Source organism: Parageobacillus sp. KH3-4 (assembly GCF_022846435.1).
GTDB classification, from domain to species: Bacteria; Bacillota; Bacilli; order Bacillales; family Anoxybacillaceae; genus Parageobacillus; species Parageobacillus thermoglucosidasius_A.
The window spans coordinates 1,442,348-1,463,509 of the sequence record NZ_AP025627.1 but is presented as its reverse complement, the minus strand read 5'-3'; the positions used below and the strand labels follow the sequence as shown (position 1 = coordinate 1,463,509).

Annotated in this window: 24 protein-coding genes; 4 read left to right on the top strand and 20 right to left on the bottom strand. The window is 44.2% G+C overall.

The window, feature by feature from the left end; translation table 11 throughout:
* Nucleotides 1-19: 19 nt before the first annotated feature.
* The 13 genes from MWM02_RS07640 to MWM02_RS07585 all read right to left on the bottom strand — a co-directional run bounded on the left by MWM02_RS07640 (nt 20) and on the right by MWM02_RS07585 (nt 12,436).
* On the bottom strand, nt 20-760 hold the full coding sequence (locus MWM02_RS07640) for a LytR/AlgR family response regulator transcription factor (protein WP_244403364.1): 741 nt from the start codon (nt 758-760) through the stop codon (nt 20-22).
* 245 nt (nt 761-1,005) lie between these two features.
* Nucleotides 1,006-3,063 (bottom strand): FapA family protein, encoded by a 2,058-nt coding sequence (locus tag MWM02_RS07635; protein ID WP_244403363.1) that lies wholly within the window; start codon nt 3,061-3,063, stop codon nt 1,006-1,008.
* 303 nt (nt 3,064-3,366) lie between these two features.
* Nucleotides 3,367-4,089 (bottom strand): EAL domain-containing protein, encoded by a 723-nt coding sequence (locus tag MWM02_RS07630; RefSeq protein WP_064551628.1) that lies wholly within the window; start codon nt 4,087-4,089, stop codon nt 3,367-3,369.
* A gap of 211 nt (nt 4,090-4,300) precedes the next feature.
* Entirely contained in the window at nt 4,301-5,503 is a 1,203-nt protein-coding gene (locus tag MWM02_RS07625; RefSeq protein WP_244403362.1) for a hybrid sensor histidine kinase/response regulator, read from the bottom strand.
* A gap of 648 nt (nt 5,504-6,151) precedes the next feature.
* Complete coding sequence (locus tag MWM02_RS07620) at nt 6,152-6,775, bottom strand: histidine phosphatase family protein (protein ID WP_244403361.1); 624 nt, start codon at nt 6,773-6,775, stop codon at nt 6,152-6,154.
* 35 nt (nt 6,776-6,810) lie between these two features.
* Nucleotides 6,811-6,942: a hypothetical protein gene (locus MWM02_RS19375; protein WP_256462210.1), complete on the bottom strand. Its 132-nt coding sequence runs from the start codon at nt 6,940-6,942 to the stop codon at nt 6,811-6,813.
* Nucleotides 6,939-7,415: a GNAT family N-acetyltransferase gene (locus MWM02_RS07615; RefSeq protein WP_244403360.1), complete on the bottom strand. Its 477-nt coding sequence runs from the start codon at nt 7,413-7,415 to the stop codon at nt 6,939-6,941. The genes MWM02_RS19375 and MWM02_RS07615 overlap by 4 nt, the downstream gene beginning before the upstream one ends.
* A 120-nt stretch (nt 7,416-7,535) precedes the next feature.
* A complete protein-coding gene (locus tag MWM02_RS07610; protein WP_064551622.1) occupies nt 7,536-7,841 on the bottom strand; it encodes a DUF5634 family protein in 306 nt (101 codons plus the stop codon).
* A 14-nt stretch (nt 7,842-7,855) separates the two neighbouring features.
* Entirely contained in the window at nt 7,856-8,467 is a 612-nt protein-coding gene (cdaS, locus tag MWM02_RS07605) for a sporulation-specific diadenylate cyclase CdaS (protein ID WP_244403359.1), read from the bottom strand.
* A gap of 344 nt (nt 8,468-8,811) precedes the next feature.
* The gene (locus MWM02_RS07600; protein ID WP_064551618.1) at nt 8,812-9,558 is read right to left on the bottom strand and encodes an IucA/IucC family C-terminal-domain containing protein; all 747 of its coding nucleotides are present in this window, start codon (nt 9,556-9,558) and stop codon (nt 8,812-8,814) included.
* Nucleotides 9,555-10,370 carry an ABC transporter ATP-binding protein gene (locus MWM02_RS07595; protein WP_064551616.1) on the bottom strand — a complete coding sequence of 272 codons (816 nt, stop codon included), beginning with the start codon at nt 10,368-10,370 and terminating at the stop codon, nt 9,555-9,557. Before MWM02_RS07595 ends, MWM02_RS07600 begins: the two co-directional genes overlap by 4 nt.
* A 15-nt stretch (nt 10,371-10,385) precedes the next feature.
* Nucleotides 10,386-11,438 carry a FecCD family ABC transporter permease gene (locus MWM02_RS07590; protein ID WP_064551614.1) on the bottom strand — a complete coding sequence of 351 codons (1,053 nt, stop codon included), beginning with the start codon at nt 11,436-11,438 and terminating at the stop codon, nt 10,386-10,388.
* Complete coding sequence (locus MWM02_RS07585) at nt 11,435-12,436, bottom strand: FecCD family ABC transporter permease (RefSeq protein WP_064551612.1); 1,002 nt, start codon at nt 12,434-12,436, stop codon at nt 11,435-11,437. Before MWM02_RS07585 ends, MWM02_RS07590 begins: the two co-directional genes overlap by 4 nt.
* Before the next feature lie 184 nt (nt 12,437-12,620).
* Between MWM02_RS07585 and MWM02_RS07580 the strand changes: the two genes are divergently transcribed.
* Both MWM02_RS07580 and MWM02_RS07575 read left to right on the top strand, forming a co-directional pair.
* Nucleotides 12,621-13,589 (top strand): ABC transporter substrate-binding protein, encoded by a 969-nt coding sequence (locus tag MWM02_RS07580; RefSeq protein WP_244403358.1) that lies wholly within the window; start codon nt 12,621-12,623, stop codon nt 13,587-13,589.
* A gap of 150 nt (nt 13,590-13,739) precedes the next feature.
* The gene (locus MWM02_RS07575; RefSeq protein ID WP_064551607.1) at nt 13,740-14,234 is read left to right on the top strand and encodes a PCYCGC domain-containing protein; all 495 of its coding nucleotides are present in this window, start codon (nt 13,740-13,742) and stop codon (nt 14,232-14,234) included.
* A gap of 35 nt (nt 14,235-14,269) precedes the next feature.
* Here the strand turns inward: MWM02_RS07575 and MWM02_RS07570 are convergent, their stop codons facing one another.
* The 5 genes from MWM02_RS07570 to MWM02_RS07550 all read right to left on the bottom strand — a co-directional run bounded on the left by MWM02_RS07570 (nt 14,270) and on the right by MWM02_RS07550 (nt 18,499).
* Nucleotides 14,270-15,007, bottom strand: coding sequence for an exonuclease domain-containing protein (locus tag MWM02_RS07570; RefSeq protein ID WP_064551605.1), 738 nt, complete (start codon nt 15,005-15,007; stop codon nt 14,270-14,272).
* Between the two features lies 1 nt (nt 15,008).
* Entirely contained in the window at nt 15,009-16,052 is a 1,044-nt protein-coding gene (locus tag MWM02_RS07565; protein ID WP_244403357.1) for a DUF294 nucleotidyltransferase-like domain-containing protein, read from the bottom strand.
* A 38-nt stretch (nt 16,053-16,090) separates the two neighbouring features.
* The gene (locus tag MWM02_RS07560; RefSeq protein WP_064551601.1) at nt 16,091-17,389 is read right to left on the bottom strand and encodes an ammonium transporter; all 1,299 of its coding nucleotides are present in this window, start codon (nt 17,387-17,389) and stop codon (nt 16,091-16,093) included.
* Between the two features lie 266 nt (nt 17,390-17,655).
* Nucleotides 17,656-18,063: a vWA domain-containing protein gene (locus MWM02_RS07555; RefSeq protein ID WP_064551599.1), complete on the bottom strand. Its 408-nt coding sequence runs from the start codon at nt 18,061-18,063 to the stop codon at nt 17,656-17,658.
* Between the two features lie 238 nt (nt 18,064-18,301).
* Complete coding sequence (locus MWM02_RS07550; RefSeq protein ID WP_064551597.1) at nt 18,302-18,499, bottom strand: YozQ family protein; 198 nt, start codon at nt 18,497-18,499, stop codon at nt 18,302-18,304.
* 151 nt (nt 18,500-18,650) lie between these two features.
* Here MWM02_RS07550 and MWM02_RS19370 point away from each other — a divergent pair, with 151 nt between their 5' ends.
* Nucleotides 18,651-18,779, top strand: coding sequence for a hypothetical protein (locus MWM02_RS19370; RefSeq protein WP_256462209.1), 129 nt, complete (start codon nt 18,651-18,653; stop codon nt 18,777-18,779).
* A gap of 27 nt (nt 18,780-18,806) precedes the next feature.
* Nucleotides 18,807-19,265: a YndM family protein gene (locus tag MWM02_RS07545; protein ID WP_244403356.1), complete on the top strand. Its 459-nt coding sequence runs from the start codon at nt 18,807-18,809 to the stop codon at nt 19,263-19,265.
* 30 nt (nt 19,266-19,295) lie between these two features.
* Here MWM02_RS07545 and MWM02_RS07540 read toward each other — a convergent pair whose 3' ends face one another.
* Nucleotides 19,296-20,489, bottom strand: coding sequence for a toxic anion resistance protein (locus MWM02_RS07540; protein WP_064551594.1), 1,194 nt, complete (start codon nt 20,487-20,489; stop codon nt 19,296-19,298).
* Complete coding sequence (locus MWM02_RS07535) at nt 20,473-21,135, bottom strand: 5-bromo-4-chloroindolyl phosphate hydrolysis family protein (RefSeq protein WP_064551592.1); 663 nt, start codon at nt 21,133-21,135, stop codon at nt 20,473-20,475. The genes MWM02_RS07540 and MWM02_RS07535 overlap by 17 nt, the downstream gene beginning before the upstream one ends.
* Between the last annotated feature and the right edge of the window lie 27 nt (nt 21,136-21,162).

The following is a 21,162-nucleotide window of genomic DNA, read 5'->3' as shown; positions in this document are numbered from 1 at the left end:
AGCGTCGCCTCGCTGTCAATTAAATGTCGTGAATCTCCAAAATTTTCTTTTGCACCTCATTGATTTTTAATTTAGAAATGTAAGCAAATTTATGGCTGTCAAGGAAATGGGCCAAATAAGTTTCCCCTGCTGGTGCGATTTTCACTATCTTTTTCAAATTGACGATATATGAACGGTGAGTTTTGAAAAAATAATCGTCCAATCTGCTCTCGATTTCGCTTAACGTTTCTGTCGTTTCATACCGCTCGTTCGAAGTATGAATAACGGTCTTTCTGCTTTCTTTTTCTACAAATAAAATATCGTCCAAAGGGAGAAACAGAATAGAACCTTGCGATTTGATGCCGAGTCTTTTGTCTTTCTTTTTTGTGGATAAACAGTCCTGCCTGAATAATTCGATTAGCTTGCGGGCTTTTTCTAGGGCGTGGAAAAGGCGAACTCGCTCGATCGGTTTGACAATATAATCGGTCGCAGAAATCTCAAAAGCTTCCACGGCAAATTCGTCATAGCCTGTTATAAAAATAATCTGCAAGGCAGGAACAGCCTGTTTACATATTTTGACCGCTTCCATCCCGTTTAAGCCAGGCATGTTTATATCCACTAATACAATATCGGGTTTTTTCTCGAGCACAAGCCGGACAAACTCTTCCCCGTTCACCGCTTCCGCGACAATTTTATATTGCGGCAAAACATGAATGAAGTGGCGCAAAAGGGTTCTTGATGTTACATTGTCATCGGCAATAATAATTTTGAAGGATTCCATTATTGTGTCCCCTTTCTATCCGTCTCTCCCTCGCGTCGCTTTCATGAACCGCAGCTCGTGCGCAAAAGTGATTTTTTCACATGATTAATGCATCCATCTATCAAATGAATTATAAAAATATTTCCAGCGGAATTAGCGAAAGAGGCTGGCTTCCGAAACTTTTTCTTCATGTTTAATCCGACCTTATAAGTAAACGGTTACAATCCATCTATTTTATTTATTTCCTACGTTCTCAACGTTTAATTTTATAAAAAAACTATTTGTCCTTCTTCATTCAAAGCCGCCTTAACGCAGCTCCGTTCTTTTTGAAAACTGTATTTGACTTTGCCAATTTGAATCATCGTTCCTTCTTTGGCAAGCCCAATTTGAATTGTTTGGTCGGACGGGACAACAATATATGTCGGAACTCCTATTTCTGAGCCTGTTTCTTTAATGGCCGCCCCGTATTGCGCATAAGCTTCTCCTCCGCGCATTACGCCGTTTATTGTCAAAAAGCCGCCAGCATGAATTTTGCAATTATAACATCCTTGTCCTAAAACTGCCACATCGCCGCTGCAATATATCGTGCTGTTTAGTGCGTACATTAACTCTACATAGCTATTTCGACCATCCGCGCTGCGATGCTTGTCCATCGCCCCCTTTATATCAGATAGCAAAACGGTAAGCTGTTCAAAAGAATGGCTTTCATTTGGAGTATGGGAAAAGAAACAAAGGCGGAATTGTTTTGCGAGATCGGTCCAGCGGCGGTCTAATACACCAACCCCTCTTTCGCAAACCTTAATATATTGTTTGGCTGTTGTAGCTAACAAACGAAATTTTTCGCTTAACAGCAAGTTAATGAAAGGAAATAAGCCATTTTCAGTTGTTTTAAACCGAGAAGAAGCCATCAAATTTTTAACGGAGAGAATGAATTTTTCCATCTGTTCTTCAATGACGCTTAGCAAACGGATTAACTCGAAAACGAACGTATCGCTTTTTCCAGAAGAAATGGTGCTCCCGATCACATTTTGCCGCACAAAGATTGCCTGTTTTGACATTATATTGGCGCGGTTCACATTTTGAAACACCGTGATATTTCCTTCCGCTTCCACGCTCATTCCATCTTCGACATTGCCTAATATATCAATGTCCCCTTTAAAGCGGATATTCCCCGAAGCAATATTTACGTCTCCACGATGAGTGAACTTTTCCATAATCGATACTTTCACTAGCATTCCATTTTGTTCCAGATGAGGACGCCCTCTTTCGGTAGCAACAATTTTCGTGCCGTCTTCCACCGCCGCAACTCCCTTGCCCAATTGGACGACCACTGGATACGTCGGCTCGGGCGGTAGCGGCTCGTTTGTTACGGTTACGCCAGGCGTTCCGGGAATTGGCGAATGAACAACAGCAATCACTTGGCCTTTACGGACAGAAGGAATATTCTTTAACTCGCGAAAATCGACCGTGCCATCTTCACGAAGCCTAGGTCCTTCTTGCTGGTTGTCTAAATTTATCTTTAATTCTACCCATCCGTTTTTTCCTTCCCGTGGTTTAATTCCTCTGGCGATCACAAAACGGTCGGCTTTTTTCGTTTTTATCGCCTTGGAAATTTCAATGAAATCAAAGCCTCGAACAACGTTTAACTCTTTTAGTTTTCGCAGTATTTGTTGATATTGAAGATCGTTTCGAATCTCAATTTGCTCCTCCGCGTTTAGTTCAATATGATAATCAGGGGGAATGTCTTTTATGACAAAGCTTTTTTTCATTCCCGGTTCTACGTGCAAAATTGCGTTTAATTTGTTTTCGTCTACCGTTATTCCCCATTTTGTTTCTATTATTTTTTCTTCATCTGTTTTAATTTCGAACCGGTCGGTTTCCGTCACGATTGTTGTCCCTGTCACTAATTGATCGTTTTTGAAAAGTTTAATTCCCTTTCCGACCGTCACCGTCGGATAATGCAAAGGAGATTGTTTATAGAAAATTTTTCCGTCTTTCACCCACACTTTTCCTTCTAACTCGTCTTGTAAAAAATGTTCTGGATTTTCCTGAGGTTCTTTTTCCGTATGAACAGCATGCGAAGCGAAAACAGGATCGTTCATCATGCCTTTAGTATGACGATGATGATTAAAGTCTTCCACTTGTCGTTTCTCGACTTTTGTCAATTTTACAATCGCGGGTTTCAATCTAGCCCCCCAAACCCCTTTTTTCTCCTTTTGAATAACTTCCACCAACACTTCTTCACGAGTGCTTTTTAAAATCGCCAGCCCCAGATTGATTGCTTCCTCTATATTTCGCCCTTTGGAAATAATCGTTTTTCCCATTTTCGTCTACCTCTTTAAGAAGATGAAATAGTAAGTAAAATCGAAGTAGCCAACTATCTGAACCAGTCCTTTTCGATCCATCTTTTAGTAAAATTCCTAATGCATGTGTAAAAAACCAACTCGAGTCTAGCAAACTTAGGCCTCTGGAAAACAAAACCGCTTGTGCCGTTTCTTTTTACACACAAATCGCCAAACTCCATCCCATTGTTCGCCTTCACTATAAAATCCGCCAGTCAACAGCTGGATCTGTCCATTTTTTGCACATATTTGATAAAAACGAGCCGTCTTCAACCGCAAGCATCTTCACAAAAATTTCTGCGGTCTGCCTAAAATATGGCCTTGCGCCGCCGGCACTCTTAATAGTTTTGCCTGCGCCAAATCAATTTCTTTTTCAATCCCTTCTAATATAAGGATCATTTTTTTCCGGCAATAATTTGCCAGCAAAGTGACGATTTGCTGTTTTTCCTCATTGATCGCCAAATCTTTGGCAAAATATCGATCCAACTTAATGTAGCTTGGCTGGAACTCAATGATTTTTTGGAGCGTCGAGGCTCCTCTCCCAACATCATCAATGGCGATGTAAAATCCGTAGCTTTTTATCATTTGGATTTTCTCTTTTAATTCGGCAACTTCCCAAATCTCATCTTCTTCTTTTGTCTCGTTTAACTCAAACACAATTCTCCCGCTTATTTCGGGGAATTGGCTAGTCAACTCGTCCAAAAAGCACCTAAAGCGATCGTGAAGAATCGTGGAAGGATAAATATTTAGAAATAACAATTTTTTATTTAATTGGGAAAAGGGAAAATGAGACACGGCATTTCTTATGGAAGCGGTATCGAATTCGTATAAATACCCTTCTTCCCTCGCTTCCTGAAACAAACTCTCGACATTTCCCACGCTCCCATTCGCTACACGAATTAATGCCTCGTACCCGAGTATATTCCAATTTTCCAAATTCCAAAGGGGTTGATAGACGTGCTCAAACTGTTGTTCTTCTACTCCCCATTCCTTCATATGAAAATTCATCCGTTTTCCCTCAATTCACTGCTTAAGCTTAATAAGTGAAATTAATATAATTTGTTTCGTTTTGTTTGTCTAACAATTTATTGGCATATTAGACAATATTAACTGCTTATCATAGACAAAAAAGGACATTTTAGACAGTTCTTTCTACTTTTCGCGACATCAATCTTGAAAAATGGACAAAAAAAGAGAAATGATCCCTGCAAACAAAGAATCAATTCTCTTTTTTTTTATTCTGTGTAAATATTTGTTCTAGTTTTCGAAAAAACAGCTCGACTTCCAACGGTTTTTCCATATATTCCCTTAGTCCCGTTTTTGGAATTTTTAGCATTTCCATTTCCGATGAAGCGACGTCGGCACTGAAAGCTATCACAGGAATCTGTTTGGTTCGTCCATCTCCCTGCAAACTTTCCAACACCTTATATCCACTTATATCCCGAAGGTTTATGTCAACGAGAATAAGATCCAATTGCTCGTGAAACGCAATTTTTAACCCGTCTTTGCCGCGGTTGGCAGAAACTAATGAAAAATTAGGAAATGGTTCTAATATTTTTTCCATTAGCTTTAAATTAGCCTCGCTATCTTCAATATATAAAATTTTCTTTTCTCCCATTTGTAACAATCGCTCTTGATGCAAATTCATGCCGCCAGAATAGTCTCCTTTTACCGCAGGAAGGCTGAACCAAAAATCACTTCCTGCTCCCAATTCGCTTTCTACTCCGATGGTTCCTCCCATTAATTGAATAAGCTGCTTCACCAATGCCAGTCCCATACCAGTACCGTCTACTTCCGTTCCTTTTATTCGATAAAATGGCTCAAAAATTTTTTCATACTCTTTTTTCGGAATGCCAATTCCATTATCTTTTATGTGTATACATATGTTGCCCCCTTCACTTCCGCTCGTAATTATTACAGTGCCATTGTCGCGATTATACTTCACAGCGTTATCTAATAAATTCAATAAAATTTGTCTAAATCTTGTCGAATCTGTATACACATAGTATTCGTCCAGCTTCGTTTGATTAACGATTTTTATATTTCTTTTGCCCGCTAACGGCTGGATCAACCGGACGCTTTCATCAATAACGGAATCAAGTTTAATAACATCATAAGCGAGTTGTATCTCCCCTGTTTCGATTCTCGCAATGTCCAGCATTTCATTCACTAAATTTAGTAAATGTCGGGCACCATTTAATATTGCTTGTACAAATTCCTGCTGTTGACTATTTAACGAATCATCCATTTCTAACAGCTGAGCGAAACCTAAAATGCCGTTTAACGGCGTTCTAAGTTCATGGCTCATCTGCGAAATAAGTTCTAACTTTGCCCGATTCGCTTTTTCAGATCGCTCTTTCGCATGAATCACCGCTTTCTCCATCGTTTTTCGTTCCCGAATATCAGTGGTGGAACTAATCATCTTGATCACTCCACCATTTTTTATGGGGCGGAGACAAGTTAACCATTTATCTCCTCCTCATATATATTTGTTTCCTTCCAAACTTTATAATCATATTTCATTTTTATTGGCAACCGCTTTTATAAGAAGTCACACACCTTTAAACGAAGCGCAGGGGGAAAAATCGGAAGGTATGAGTAAACGTTTGCGGAAGAAAGTTTATGTCTTTTCTTTAGGGAGGAAAATCCATGGAGAGAGGCAAGGATACGACGTGAAAAAGGACTCTCTTCCTGTATTGTAAAAAATGGAAAAGTAAACATAAAGGATGCAAGAGAGTCCCTATGCAACAAGATACCATATCATCTCCCGCTTGCCAACGTGGGAAAAATTAGAAATTAAACATGTTTCCGTACGACAATTATTTCTATCGCCAAGCCAATATGATGAATAAAGCATTGGCAATCGCTGAAAAAGAAGCGCCTCACAATAAAAGAAAAGGCAAGAAAACGTTTGAAAGTGGACCCGCTAAAATGCGCCCGGTAAGCATGCCAACGCCATAGAGAGCGTATCAATAAAGGAAGTAGCTGACGCGAGAAAGTTTTGTTTTCCGTAGACAAGTTCGCTAAAAGGAAGAGCGATGATAGAGGAAATGGAACTAACGAACTTTCATCATACTTCTCTTACTTCTTCCAAATGCGACACATCCCCTTCCAAAAGCAGTTCAAATCTCCCACCGTCCGCTTTAACGATCGTGATGCTTGTTCCGTACATATACGGAGGAGCCCAAAGCTCTTTTAACGGCGCGTTTTTGAAACGAGCGATGACCGCCTTTAACACCACCCCGTGCGTCACAATCAAAATATTTCCTTCCGAGTGGCGTTCGACGATTCGCTTAATGGCGGCAAACGCCCGGTTTTGCACATCGATAAACCGCTCGCCACGCCGTGGTGTGTATAAATGAGGATAATTCCAAAAATGTTCAAAAGCGATAGGGGCCATCTCTTTGATTTCCTCATGAGTCTTTCCTTCCCAGTCGCCAAGGTGCATCTCTCTCAGCTGTTCGTCTGCATAAATCGGAACGAGACGCTTGCCGCGAATTAACTGGGCAGTTTCGAACGCGCGTCCGCTTGTGCTGGCGTAAATCGCGGTCAAATCGACCGCTTCTAGCCGTTTCCCAAGTCGCATCGCGTCTTGCTTCCCCTTTTCCGTCAACGGCGAGTCTTGCCACCCTTGCATCCGCTTTTCGACATTCCACTCGGTTTCTCCGTGTCTAGTTAAATATAACGTTACCATTCTCGTTCCTCCATTCATATTGCTCTACCGCTGGCTCAAGCATCATGCATTCGAATACTAACTTCATACTCGGTCCTCTTCTCTTCCGGCTTCTTGTCTAACACTAACAGCGAATTTTCCTGCTCCATCGAAAATCCGCCGCCTCCAAGCGCGGTGATTTGCCTCATTTTCCTTCTCCCTCATATCGGCCCAGCCACTTTACAAGTTTTGTCATAGAAATCCCTTCTGGCATCCTCATTCGTTCGACTACACAAAAACCGTGACGTTCATACAGACGAAGCGCTGGTATGTTGTCACTTCCTGTCATCACGATGATTTCGTGAGCATCCCGTTCTTTACGACAGACAAATTCGATCAGGGCGCTTGCAATCCCTTGACGGAAAAAGTCGGGATCCACCATCAAGCGGCAAATGTGCACAGTCTTTTCTGTCCGTTCATAGGAAATCGCTCCTGCCAGTTGTCCCTGCTCTATATATCCAAAAAACTGTTCTCCGCACTGCTGCAACGTTGCGACTGTATCTTGTAAAGGCGGAATGTCGAGAAATCGGATCAGCCGGGCCTCGACAGCGTAAGAACGTAATTGAAGATGTAGCACCGCTTTCGCCCATTCGCTCGCCGCTATGTCTATCTTCCGGATCATACGTTCCTTTCCTTTCTGTTTCATCATGCGCCATCTATTTTTACTTCTCGATGATCGTTTCGTTTTCCTTTTTCTTCACAAAAAAGAAGACGACCTTGCCCATAGACTAGACCGTCTTCGTTATCGTCTATTACTAATTTCATCCATTGCCGCTTGCAGGGAGTAATACCCTTTTTGTTCATTCCCATCTTTCCGCACCGTCCATTCGTGTTTTTCCAATGCCAGCTCGCCGCGTTCGTTTTTGACAAATGGCATATGAAGGACAATCATTTTATCATCCTTGTTGATCGTATAGCCGATGTAATACTTGTTCCCTTCGCCTTCTTCTTCGAAAAGGCCGACTTGGTCCAAGTGATAAACATCCATCAACGGCTGCAGCGTGTCGATAAACTCACGGATAATCACGCTTCTCGGCACAAATTCCATCTTTCTCCCTCCTCTCATGGACGCAGTACGTATAATCGGCCGTTAATGGCAAACGAGATGGCGCCGGTTTCTTCTGAGACGACGATCACAAGCGCATCACTTCGCTCCGTCACCCCAATCGCCGCGCGATGGCGGGTGCCTAATTTCCGCTTCGGTGTCACACGCTCGGCAAGCGGCAAAATATTGCCCGCTGACACAATTTTGTCATAACGGATCAATGCTCCCCCGTCATGAAGCGGATTGCCCGGATAAAAAATCGTTTCTAACAGCGTATGAGAAACCTTTGCCCCAATAGGAATGCCATGATGTAATAAACGATCCAGCGAGTCCTTTCGCTCGATAACGATGAGAGCACCATGACGGCGTTCCGCCAAGTGTTTTGCCGCAAGGGACAAATCGCCATAATGCGGCGTATATTCCGCTAAATAAGAATGCAAATAAAAAGAAGCGGACGCTGTTTGTACATCCAAAATATGCTTTTGCAATGTTTCTAAACGCGACAATATACAGCACTCATCCGTCATTAACGATTGGCGGATTGCTTCCGCCTCCTCGGTAATGTCGCGTAAAGAACGAATAATTTGTTCTTTTGTCGGTTGATCGAGCGGTAAAAACTCTTGAACCATGGAACTCCCCCATCGCGTTTGTTACTATTAGTGTGCGACATTTGTCATGAAAAGCAGACGGAAATAATAGGAAATCCCTTCTAATGTGTTCATTAGAAGGGATGAGAATCCAATACCGATCGTGATGCTCTTCCAACCATTTTTTGCAACTTTTCGGCTTCCAACGAAAAACAGCAGCATGCTCACTTGCCATGCAACAACTACCTTTCAATGGTAATTCTTCAGAAAAGCTGCCTTATATATTTCCATTTTTGCGGAAACATATATAAAAATCAATAAATTTTGCGGAATTTCTAGAATCAAAGAAACTAACGCCGCTTTTGCGACGTTGTTTCACCGGGCTATTAACGGATTGCCTGACAACGCTGACGAGCTATGCGCGGACATGTCCGGCAATGCGATCCTCCGTCTGTTTGATAATAAAGGCAACATGTCGACCGCTGTCTAGAGCTGGAATCTCCTTTCCAAAATCGTTTTAGCGGATTTTGTCCCGGAGTACCAAATACTGCTCCATCTGCGCCGTGAACGAGATAATGAAAATCACCGCAAAGCCGTTCATGGACATGGGCAAGCGTTTCATCGCCGATAAGCTTCTCATAAATCCAGTAAATGTAAATCGCGATATTCTCCCATAATATATGGACAGATATTTTTGTGGTGTTCCGCAATTTTTCTATCAGCGGAAAAAGATGCTTGGCAAATATCTGACTTACCGTTTCTTCTCTCCATTGGTCGCGGCAGCCAATGCATCGCTCTGCGTCCAGTCTCTCAAAACGAAAGGTCGGCAGCCATATATCAGCGCTATCGTCCGTTTCTAGCCAAATTCGCTCTGGTGACAGCACAAGCCGTTTATTCCAAACCGACATCGTATAAAGCGACATCGCTACAAGAAAGCTATACCGTTTGATAAGCATTGACGCGGCAACAACGTTATTGGAAGCCCCTAACTTTTTTCGAACTTTTTCTAAATAATGAATGAGAGCGCCTTCCTCAAGCAGGCGATCTACGCGAATCGATAGCGGCGAATTGGTTTGAACGGTTGAAAGCCGATATGTTTCTAATGCTTTTATTTCCTCCGCGGAAAGAATCATGATAAAACGCCTTCTTTCCGCAAAATACATCTTCCTTTTCCATATGGGATGCAAAGCGGAGTCCCAAATAATGGATCATATGTTACTTGACAATCCATTTGAAACACATCTTTGACAAGCTGGCAGGAAATGATCTCTTCCGGCTTTCCTTGCGCATATATTTTTTGATTGCGGATCGCCACAATATGATGGGCATAGCGGCATGCCAAGTTCAAGTCGTGAAGCACCATGACAATCGTACGTTTTTCTCTCTCGTTTAGCTCAAATAATAAATCTAAAATCTCAATTTGATGTGCCATATCCAAATAAGTTGTCGGTTCGTCCAGTAAAATAATGTCCGTATCTTGCGCCAACGTCATCGCGATCCATGCCCGCTGCCGCTGTCCTCCTGAAAGCGAATCGACCGGACGTTCCGCCAACTCTGTCATTCCCGTCGCTTCGAGCGCGCGCTGCACCGCTTTTTCATCTTCTTCGCTCCACTGCTTCAGCCATGTTTGGTGCGGATACCGACCTTGTTTCACGAGCTGCAGTACGGTCAATCCTTCCGGCGCCGTTGGCGACTGCGGCAAAATCGCTAATTTTTTCGCCACTTCTTTCGTCGGCAACTTCGCAATTTCTTTTCCTTCCAGTAAAACCGCACCGCCCGCCGGTTTCAAAATCCGTGCCAAAGCGCGCAATAACGTCGATTTCCCACAGCCGTTTCCACCGATGAATACGGTAATTTCTCCTTTTGGAATCGTCAAATTTAGCTCATCAATAATGATCGTGTTTCCATACGATAATGTTAACTCTTTGGCTTGCAAGGCGTTCATGTTCTTCCACCTCTTTTATGCATATCGGCTTTTATATAATAAGTAAACAAAATACGGTGCCCCGATTGCCGCGGTAAACACCCCGGCTGGAATTTCCATAGGCGCAAACAACATGCGTCCGGCGAGGTCAGCCGCCATCACGAAAATAGCTCCTAATAACGCGGATGCAGGAAGAAGGGCGCCAAACGAGGAGCCGACAAGCCTTCTTGCCATATGCGGCGCCATCAACCCGACAAAGCCAATGCCTCCAGCGAAAGCGACCGCCCCTCCGGTTAAGGCAGTGCTTAATAATAGAAGGAAAAAACGTTGCTTATGCAAGGAAACCCCCGCACCGATTGCCAATTCATCGCCTAATTCTTGAATATTCATCTTCCGTGCTGATAAAAAACTGATTGTCAATAAGACCAAAACCCATGGCGCAAGCAATGTGACATGTTTCCACGAAGCGCCATAGACGCTTCCGGTAATCCAGACATTCGCCTGACTCGCCCGATAAATCGGCCCGATAATCATCAATAACGTCGTGCACGCCTGCATGAGCGCCGATATTCCAACTCCAATTAATACAAGCCTTAGCTGCGCCATTCCATTTTTCCATGAAAGGACATAGACAAGAAGCGCCGTTATTGTTGCACCAAGAAAAGCAGCTAGCGGCAGCCAATGAATACTAATAGTCAAGGAATGGTTTTCATCGCTAAACAACGTCAAAAATGTGACGACCGCCGCCGCGGCCCCGCCCGTAATGCCGAGCACATCTGGCGAGGCGAGCGGATTGCGAATCATCCCTTGCAAGATCGCCCCTGCCACCGCAAGCGACATTCCTGCTAATAATGCAACAAGAATGCGCGGCAAGCGGAACGTATAAATCACGACTTCGTTCATATCCGAGCCATTGCCAAACAACGCTTTTGCTACTTCCAACGGGGAAATATACATTTCGCCGCTTCCTGCGCTGACAAGAAATACAACCACGCTAACGGCCAATAGTATCAAACTAACGGTTATCGCTTTTTTATCGACTAAAAACGAGATCGATTTCCCGATTCGCAACGATGTATACTTCTTCATTTTGCCAAAATCCCCCTACGGGCAATATAAACAAAAAACGGGACACCGAGAAACGCTGTCACAATTCCGACCGGAACTTCGCGCGGCATTAAAATATAGCGGGCACCAATATCAGCCGCAACTAATAAAATTGCTCCGATCAAGGCACAATACGGCAATACCCAGCGATGGTCCACACCAACTAGCGCACGGACAATATGAGGAACGATGATGCCGATAAACCCAATCGGTCCAGCAACGGAGACCGAACTGCCGGCAAGCAATACGACAAGAAGCGCTACTCCTATTTTCACCGCATTCGTGCGCTGTCCCAAACCTTTCGCCACATCATCTCCCATCATTAAAATGTTCACTTTTTGTGCAAGCAGCAGCGAACCAATCCAGCCAACGATAAAGTATGGAAGAACCGCTGTTAACATTTCCAGCTTCCGCCCGGCTACCGAACCGGCTAGCCAAAATAACACTTCGTCAAGCGCCTTTTCATTCGCAGCTAACATTCCTTGTGTTAATGAAGCAAACAAGGCGGCGACCGCTGCGCCAGCAAGCGTTAATTTCAAGGGTGTTGCCCCGTCTTTTCCAACCGCGCTAATGACAAACACGATTACCGCTGCCAGCGCAGCACCGCTAAAAGCTAGCCACGTAAGCATTTGCAGCGAATGTACTTGGAAAAAGGTCACAAATAAAACGACAAAAAAGCCAGCACCCGCATTAATGCCGAAAATGCCTGGAGAGGCAAGCGGGTTTTTCGTCAGCGCCTGCATAAGCGCCCCCGCCATCGCTAAACTCGATCCTACCGCCGCGGCAATCAGTGCTCGCGGCAGGCGGACCGTTTCAATAATGATATGGGCATTCGAACCGTTATTGTTCGTGAACGCCTCTATCGCATTTTTCCAACTTGTATCAGTATAGCCGTAAATGATGCTCATCCAAATGCTTATAAGTAACAACAAGCATAGTAAGAACAAGCCAATCGATCTCTTCCGGTTTGTAGCTAACATCGTAAATCTCCCTTAATTCAATATCTATCTCTATCGAGAAGTCTATTTGATAATGACTCTCAATGTCAATATTTTTTCATTAATTTCTCACGATTTTTTCATTTTTTATTGACAATGATTTTCGTATTCATTTATCATTTTTTTGTAAATGAAAATCATTATCAAAAAATAAGGGGGATACATAATGTTCAAATCTAAACTCTCTTTTCTCATCGTTGCCGTTCTCACTCTTGTTGTCATTCTCGCCGGTTGCGGCAAAAACGAGGAAGCAGAGCCAAAAACCAATGGAAATGAAAAACAAAAAGAAACAAGCTATACCGTTGAACACGCAATGGACACTACAGAAATAAAAGGGACTCCAAAACGTGTCGTCATTTTAACGAATGAAGGAACGGAAGCGCTGCTTGCGTTAGGAATAAAACCGGTTGGCGCGGTCAAATCATGGACAGGCGACCCTTGGTACGATCATATTAAAGATAAAATGGAAGGCGTCAAGGAGCTTGGAACGGAAGCAGAGCCAAACCTAGAAGCGATCGCTGCATTAAAACCGGATTTAATTATCGGCAATAAACTGCGCCATGAAAAAATTTACGAACAGCTAAAAGCAATCGCCCCGACCGTTTTTTCCGAAACGCTTCGCGGCAATTGGAAAGACAATTTTATGCTCTATGCCAAAGCGGTGAATAAAGAAGAAAAAGGAAAAGAAATCATCGACGAATATGACAAGCGCATTGAAGAGTTAAAAACAAAGCTAGGCGACAAATTGAAAATGAAAGTATCCATCGTTCGCTTTATGGCAGGAGATGTCCGCATTTATCATAAAGACTCCTTCTCCGGTGTTATTTTAGACCAGCTAGGATTTGCCCGTCCGGAATCACAAAATGTCAACGACTTTGCGGAAACGGGCGTAACGAAAGAACGCATCCCAGCGATGGACGGCGATATCCTCTTCTACTTCACCTATGAAACAGGAGACGGAGAAGCAAGTAAACTAGAAAAAGAATGGATTAACAATCCGCTCTTTAAAAGCTTAAACGTTGCAAAACAAGGAAAAGTGTACAAAGTGAGCGACACGATTTGGAACACGGCAGGCGGTGTGCTCGCTGCCCATTTAATGCTCGATGACATCGAAAAATATTTCTTACAACAATAATAAACGGAATAAAGCTGCCCTGCTTTGGCAGGGCAGTTTTTTTATGCAAGCAGCTTCCGTCGACAGTGCTGTCGGTGGAAAAGCGTTGCCGCTTCCATTGCACTATGTTAAATTGAAAGTACAAGCTTATAAGAAAGGATGAAGAATGACATGAAGCGAACCGCCATTATGGCAGCGTGTCTGCTTTCATTTGGCGTCATCATGGGCGCTTGTTCCGATGGCGAAGCGAACAAAGCGAAGCATGACCATTCCACGACATATACAACCAATTCCGGAGATATCCGCGAAACGACGAAATCGATCGACCACCTTCCTAAATTTTTAAACAATTTTGAAGAAGATATGGCCGTTTTGTACCAACAAGCCGCCAAGCATAAAGACTTGCTCGAGCATATTCCTTGCTACTGCGGCTGCGGCGAATCGGCCGGTCATCAAAATAACTACGATTGTTTCGTTCACGAGACGAAAAAAGACGGCTCTATCGTTTGGGACGACCATGCGACAAAATGCGGCGTCTGCCTTGAAATCGCGGCGGAATCCATCGCTTTGTATGAACAAGGAAAATCGGCAAAAGAAATTCGCCAAATAATTGATGAAAAATATAAAGAAGGTTATGCAAAGCCGACCCCAACAAAACCTCTGTAATGAAAAGGCGATCACCTATTTTGGGTGACCGCCTTTTATCGTTTGCTTAGCGCACTATACAAATCATACAGCGTTTCGATGTTTTTGCTTTTTAATTCTTGCAATAGCCGCGCCCATAGCTCTACCATCGCCCATACGTCACCATCTGCTGTATGCCGTCGTTCGCAAGAAATCCCATAATGCCGCAACGCATCATCCAATGTAGGAAACAATCGGTGCTGCACCATTTCTGCAATGGGCTGCATATCGAAAAAACGCGCTGTCCATTTTGTCCGGTAATATGTCCAAAGGAAATGATTCAAAAACGATAAATCATGGCCGATATGGTATCCGATCATTACTCCTCCGCTGATGAAAGATAAAAACGAACGCATCGCCTCCTGCAGCCGCGGAGCATACTGCACATCTTTTGCTTTAATTCCCGTCAACGCGGAAATGTGCGGCGGAATCGCTTTTTCCGGGCAAACAAGCGTGTAATACGTCTCTTCTACTGCTCCGCGCACCGTTTTTGCCGCGGCCATCGCCAAAATTTCATCGCCGTGCTGCGGCGAAAACCCGGTTGTTTCCATGTCAATGATCATAAACGTGACTTCATCAAGTGGCATGCTCATATCGATTTGCTTTTTTTGCTGCTCTTTTCGCAACGCGCGGAGCCACATTTCCTGCTGGAATGAATGTTCCCCGTCAGCAAACGCTGACGGGACATTCCCGTGCGGTATTCCGAGTGACAAAAAGCGAAGCGCCCGCTGCCAAAAACGATGCTGTCCTTCCATTTTACTTACCACCTGCCTGTCGCGCGACAAACCGCTGCAGCCTTTTTGCTGTTTTCATCGCTTTTTTCAGCCATTTCTGCTCATTTGCTTCAAGCGTGCGCCATAACACATAGTCGCGATCGGTTCCAGCTTCTGTCGCATACTTTAGCCGAACGTAGTAGTAAATCGACAGCGCTTCCTTTGCTTCCTTCGCCAGCGGCAAAGGCAACAGCTCATGATTCGTGATCTCGCGCCATCGTTCCAGCGTCGTCGCCGCAGAAATATTGGCAAAACAAGATAACCATTTTAATGAGTTGATGATTTGCACGTAACCGCCATGTTTCATATGAATTGCTCCGCTATACGCCCCCCACCGCTCGATTTGAACGTTATTGAACCAGCCTAGCGGTACGGTAGGAAACATCACATGTTCCCCCATTCGGCGAAGCAGCTGCGGCTCACGGTGGATCCAGTCAAACAGCGCCTGTCTTCTGTCAATAACAAGCTGACTGTTTCCATAGATAGGCCGCATATCGATCGCGATGAATAAAAAACGAATATCATTGGGGAGACTGTCGCGAATATACGCTTTGATTTGATTCTCCCAGTCATGAAGCGACTGCCCCCACCGCTTGTTCGTCGCCATCACGTAGCCTGGGCAATACGGATAGCCAATTTCATATAAAAAATTCGTTCCAACTGCCGCCACATGACGGACAAATTCGTAACATTCTTTTTCTTCATGCTCGCCGCATTCAAACAAAATGCCATTATCTTGGTCTGTCCATATGGTCGGCTCCCGCCTCCCCAAGCTTCCCATCACATACCAACACCATTTTCTCGGACGAAGGCCTACCGCTGCGCGCAGCGTTTCTTCTTCCGCGAACTGAAACGCCCGCTTCATGAGAACATCGTGCGCATCGCTGACGATATGGGAAAGCGATTCAAGCCGCTCCCATCGCAAAACAAGGCGCAACCGCCTGGCAAGTTCGGAATGACAAACGCGAAGCTCTCCGATTGTCTTTGTCTGTTCCATTTGCTTAATTAACTCATATAATGATTCCATCATTTTTCTTCCTTCGAAAACGCGCGGCGAAATAAACGTTATTGAGTAAGTGGCTTGGACTGATAAGCTGGATCAAGCTGCTCCGGATAACCGTACGAACCGTGCTCACTAATGTCCAATCCGGAAATTTCTTGTTCTGCTGTCACACGCAATCCGATCGTTTTCTTTAATCCAAACAACACGATAAACGATACCGCTGCCACATATACCATTGCTCCCAGCACTCCGACCGTCTGCACGATTAATTGATGGAATCCGCCGCCATACAACAGCCCTGCCTTGCCGATACCTGTTATTTCGACTAAACGAGGCGCAGCGAAAAACCCGGTCGAAATTGTACCGATGATGCCAGCGATGCCATGCACCGAAAACGCATAAATCGGATCATCAATGCCTTTTCGTTCAAAATAAATCGATGTCCAAAATGTCAATGAGCCGGCTACTGCTCCGATCACTACCGCTGCCCAAGCTTCCACGAACGCGCACGCCGCAGTAATCGCCACTAATGCTGCAAGCACACCGTTGACCATCGCTGGAATGTCCGCTTTTCCTATCATGATTTTCGCTGTTAAAATAGCCGCAATTGCTCCTGCCGCGGCTGCCAAATTAGTCGTCAGCGCGACATGGCCGAAAAATCCGTCGCCTACCGCCATCGTGCTTCCTGCATTAAATCCGAACCAGCCGATCCATAAAATCAAGCCGCCGATCACGGTATATACTTGGTTATGTCCCGGAATGACGTTCGGCGTTTTATCTTTATTAAATTTTCCGATCCGGGGTCCAAGCAAAATCGTGGCAATCAACGCGGCAATCGCTCCTTGCAAATGAACGACGGTAGAACCGGCAAAATCTTGCATTCCGATTTCACCAAGCCAGCCGCCACCCCATACCCAGTGGCCAATCACTGGATAAATCACAATCATAAAAATCGTCCCAAATAGAAAATAGACGGATAATTTCGCTCGTTCTGCAAAGCCTCCCCACGCGATTGCCAGCGATACCCCGGCAAAGCCCAACTGAAACAAAAACTTCAACGAGAGCGGAACGTTAGCCCATGAAAGCGAAGCAAACGTCTTTTCATCTCCTTGCAAAAACCATCCTTCCGTTCCAATAAACCGGTTTCCCGCACCGAACGTAATCGCAAAACCAAACGCCCAAAACGCGAGCGAGGCAATCGCAAAACTCAATATTTGTTTTCCTGCCACATGACCGGAATTTTTCATTCTTGTCGATCCCGCTTCCAACAAAGCGAATCCTGCCTGCATGCTGATCACTAGTATCGCACTCACCATCACCCAAAGCGCATCAAGTCCTGCCGACAACATTTTTTCGTCCATCTTTCCTCTCTCCCTTTCTGTTATATTTTATAACTTTATATGTAAAAATATATTACATTTAAAACGTGTTTGCAACATTAATTTTATTTTGTTAACGATTTCTGCATATATTTTGTTATATTTCATAACATGTATTAAGTCTTAAAAATGACGGAAAAACAGTTGTGCTTTCCCATGATCCAGCAATAATACGGGGGCCCGTTTAATATAAAATAAAAAAAACAGAACGCCTTGCACCTCTCTCTGGTTTAAGGCGTTCTGTCCGTCTAGGCAACGCGAATCGGCTTTCCAAACGGCACACGCGGCATATAATCATCCGGAACAAGCCAAAACACTTCATAATCGACTTCCAATTCTTCATAAAAATAGCCTGTGACATCGGTAATGTAAAAAAGCGTATCGATTTTTTGGTCTTTCGCCCATTCCAACACTTCCGTATACGATGATTTTCCGTGTTTAAAATATTTAATAGCCGCCATTCCAATGGGAGACACGTCGCGAATTTTAAAATCAGCTTGCACTAACAGCGTATCCGGTCTTACTTTTTCAAACAGCTTAACAATGTTTTGGATTAAAATCGGACGTGACGGACGATTGGACGTATCAATCGCCAAGGCGATGGAATGGTCTTTTCGTTCCTTCAGCAATGCAAGCAGCGCCCTCTGCCATTTCACGATGATCAGCCTCCTAATTATGATGTGACATGATCATTATTAGTATGGTCAGGAAGGAAGCCGAATACGAACTGCTTTTCTTTCCTCTTTCTCCTACAATTTCGTCAAAATCATCCGAATAACGCGGTCGCCATTCCAATAAGCTGGTACGATTTTCCCTAGTTGCAATGTACATCCTTTATTATAAATCGGAAAAACGAAATAACGTCAAGGCTTTTTTCTGCCTTGACGTCTTGGCTTACTCGTTGTTTTGCCCAGAAAGGGGAATGTCTTTTCCGCTTACGTCATCCATGATCCCATCGACCGTCCCTTCCACATACGCGTCCCTCACTTGTTCGTGTGTTGTCGCCAACGCAGAAGACAAAAAAGTGGCACGGTCATGATCAGATGGTTCATATTGCCTTCCCGCAATGTTTAAGTTTTCTTGTTTTTCCATCTTTATGCCTCCTTGTTCTTTCCCTCTTATCATTAATATGAAACAAGCATGGAAAATAAAAAGAGGAAATTTATGGGCATTATATGTATACATCTGTACAAAAGCGGCAAACTAATGGTGAAACATTACTGTAAGAGGAGATGAAAACAATATGACGCAAAACAAACAAAACAATAGCATCGAACAACAACAGAAAGAACGCCAGCAGGAAAAAGAAATGGAGAAACAACCGGGATACGGGGATAAAAAATTAGAAGGGCCGAACATTTCCGCCGAATAATCGCTTACTGAAGGATGGCGTTCAACAATGAGGCATGTCATCGCCCTTTCTATAAAATTTGTGCTGCTTGCCACTGTCTTTTTTGCGATGATTCCGTTATTTTTGCGCGTCTCTTCCGCAGAACTGCTATGGTTCAGCTTATGGATGACGTTTGTTGCTTATGCGCTCGGAGATTTGTACATTCTTCCGCGCTTTGGCAATATATCAGCAACGATTGCCGATTTCGGCCTCGCATTTGTCGGTGTTTGGTTTGGAATCGGCATTTTTTACAATACCGGCAGCACCGCCGTTTTCAACGCCGCATTTTTTTCCGCACTGCTTGTCGCACTAGGCGAAATATTGTTTCATGCCTATATGGAACGAAGCGTTCTTCGCCAGCAAAATGAGGCAAAAGAACGTGTTATGCGGCAAGAGCTGCAAACAGAAACGGCGGAAGAAATCGATGTCCGAAGCTCCGTCTATGAAGAAGACAAACGAAAAAGCTGACCTCTTATCGTGCGAGGTCAGCTTTTTCGTTCATCCATCGTTTCGTCTCAATGACAACAACGTTTGTTTCAGCTGTTCTTCCATCGTAACGAGTTCCCGTTCTACTTGTTGCCGTTTGAGACGGCCTTCTTGCTGGATTTTCAGCGTTTCTTCTAATGTAGTGACTAAATTTTCCTGCGTTTTTTTCAACGTTTCAATATCAATAAGCCCGCGTTCATTTTCTTTCGCGACTTCGATGCTGTTTGTTTTCAGCATTTCCGAATTGCGAAGCAACAAATTGTTTGTCGTTTCCGCTACTTGCTTTTGCGCCTCGACCGCTTTTTGCTGGCGGAATAAGGTCAGAGCGATCACCACTTGGTTTTTCCATAGCGGAATCGCCGTTAAAATCGATGATTGAATGCGCTCGACAAGCGTCTGGTTCATATGCTGGATCATGCGGATTTGCGGCGCCGTTTGGATCGTTACTTGCCGGCTTAATTTTAAATCGTGAATCCGCTTTTCAAGCCGGTCGGCAAACTGCAGCAAATCGTTGACTTCTTGCATTTCCATTTGGTTTCCTGACTGTTCTGCTTGGGCGCGCTTTTCCGGGATCACCTTCGTCCGCAATTCTTCCAGTTTATACTCAGCCGCAGCGATATAAATGTTCAGCGCATCAAAGTATTCCTTATTTTTTTCGTACAACGTTTCTAACATCATAATGTCGCGAAACAGCGATTGGCGGTGCTTCTCTAGCTGATCGGCGATTTTATCAATTTCTACGCCGATTTTTTGATACTTCGCGACCATGCCATGCAACGATTTGGACACAGAGCTAAACAGCCGCGCCAACAATCCTTTTTTCGCCGGAAGCAAATCATCGGGATTCACTTCTTTAATTTTTGCCATTAAGTCGCTGATCACTTCTCCTACGGGGCCCGCGTCCTTTGTTTGCACATGATGTAAAATCGCATGGGAAAACTTCGACAGCTCTGCCTGCGCAGCAACTCCGTATTGAATGATCGCTTGCTGATTGCGCGGGTCGATTTGTTTGGCGAGCTGAAGCGCTTTGTCGCGGTGTTCCGGTTTTAACGTGTCAATCAGCTTCGCTGGCTGCCGCTGTTCATTCGCGCCTGTTTCGATCTGTTCGTTCGGCAATGAAAACGGATTTGCAAGCAATGAATCAAGCGAGCTTGTCCATTGTTGATCGCGAAAATCGTTTGCCGTCATGTTATCGGACGGTTTCATAATCGTTCCCCTTTCTCCATTCCATCGTTTCCGGCAGCTTTTGCTGCTCCAGCGACTGTTCGAGCAATTTCGCTTCTACCTTTAAATCAAACACATCGTTCGAAAGTATCTCCAATAGACGCTGCTCCGCAGAAGCGGCCAGTTCATCAAGAAGCCGTTCCGTTTTCCACAGCGTCTCTTTCATCTCTTGATTGCGCACAGGCTGATTGGTTAAATACACGTATTTTTCGATCATCGCTACCGCCGTCGGCAATTCGTTTAAGAAAAACGATTGGGCAAGGCGAAACTGATGCGGATGTTGCTCCACTGCGCGAATCATTTTGTCGACAACCGCACATATGCGCGAAATTTTTTGCCACATGACAAGCGAGCGAACGCGGAAACGAGCGGCGCGCATTCGTTTCCACTTTTTCCGCGCCTCATCAAGCTGCGAGCGAATATACGCTTTTTCTTCTTTTAAAAGATTTCCTGCGAGCCGACCATCTCTTTTTTTCATGATCATCGATGTGACGACCATCGCGCCCATCCCGGAAAAGAAGGAAGGAAAAAAGCGAAAATCAGCAAGAAAAAACGTCGCTATCGCCACTATTACCCCCACATTCCAAGAAACAAACCAGCGCCATAACGCTCTAAGCAACCGTTTCATCGTCCATCCCTTTCTCCTGATCTATTT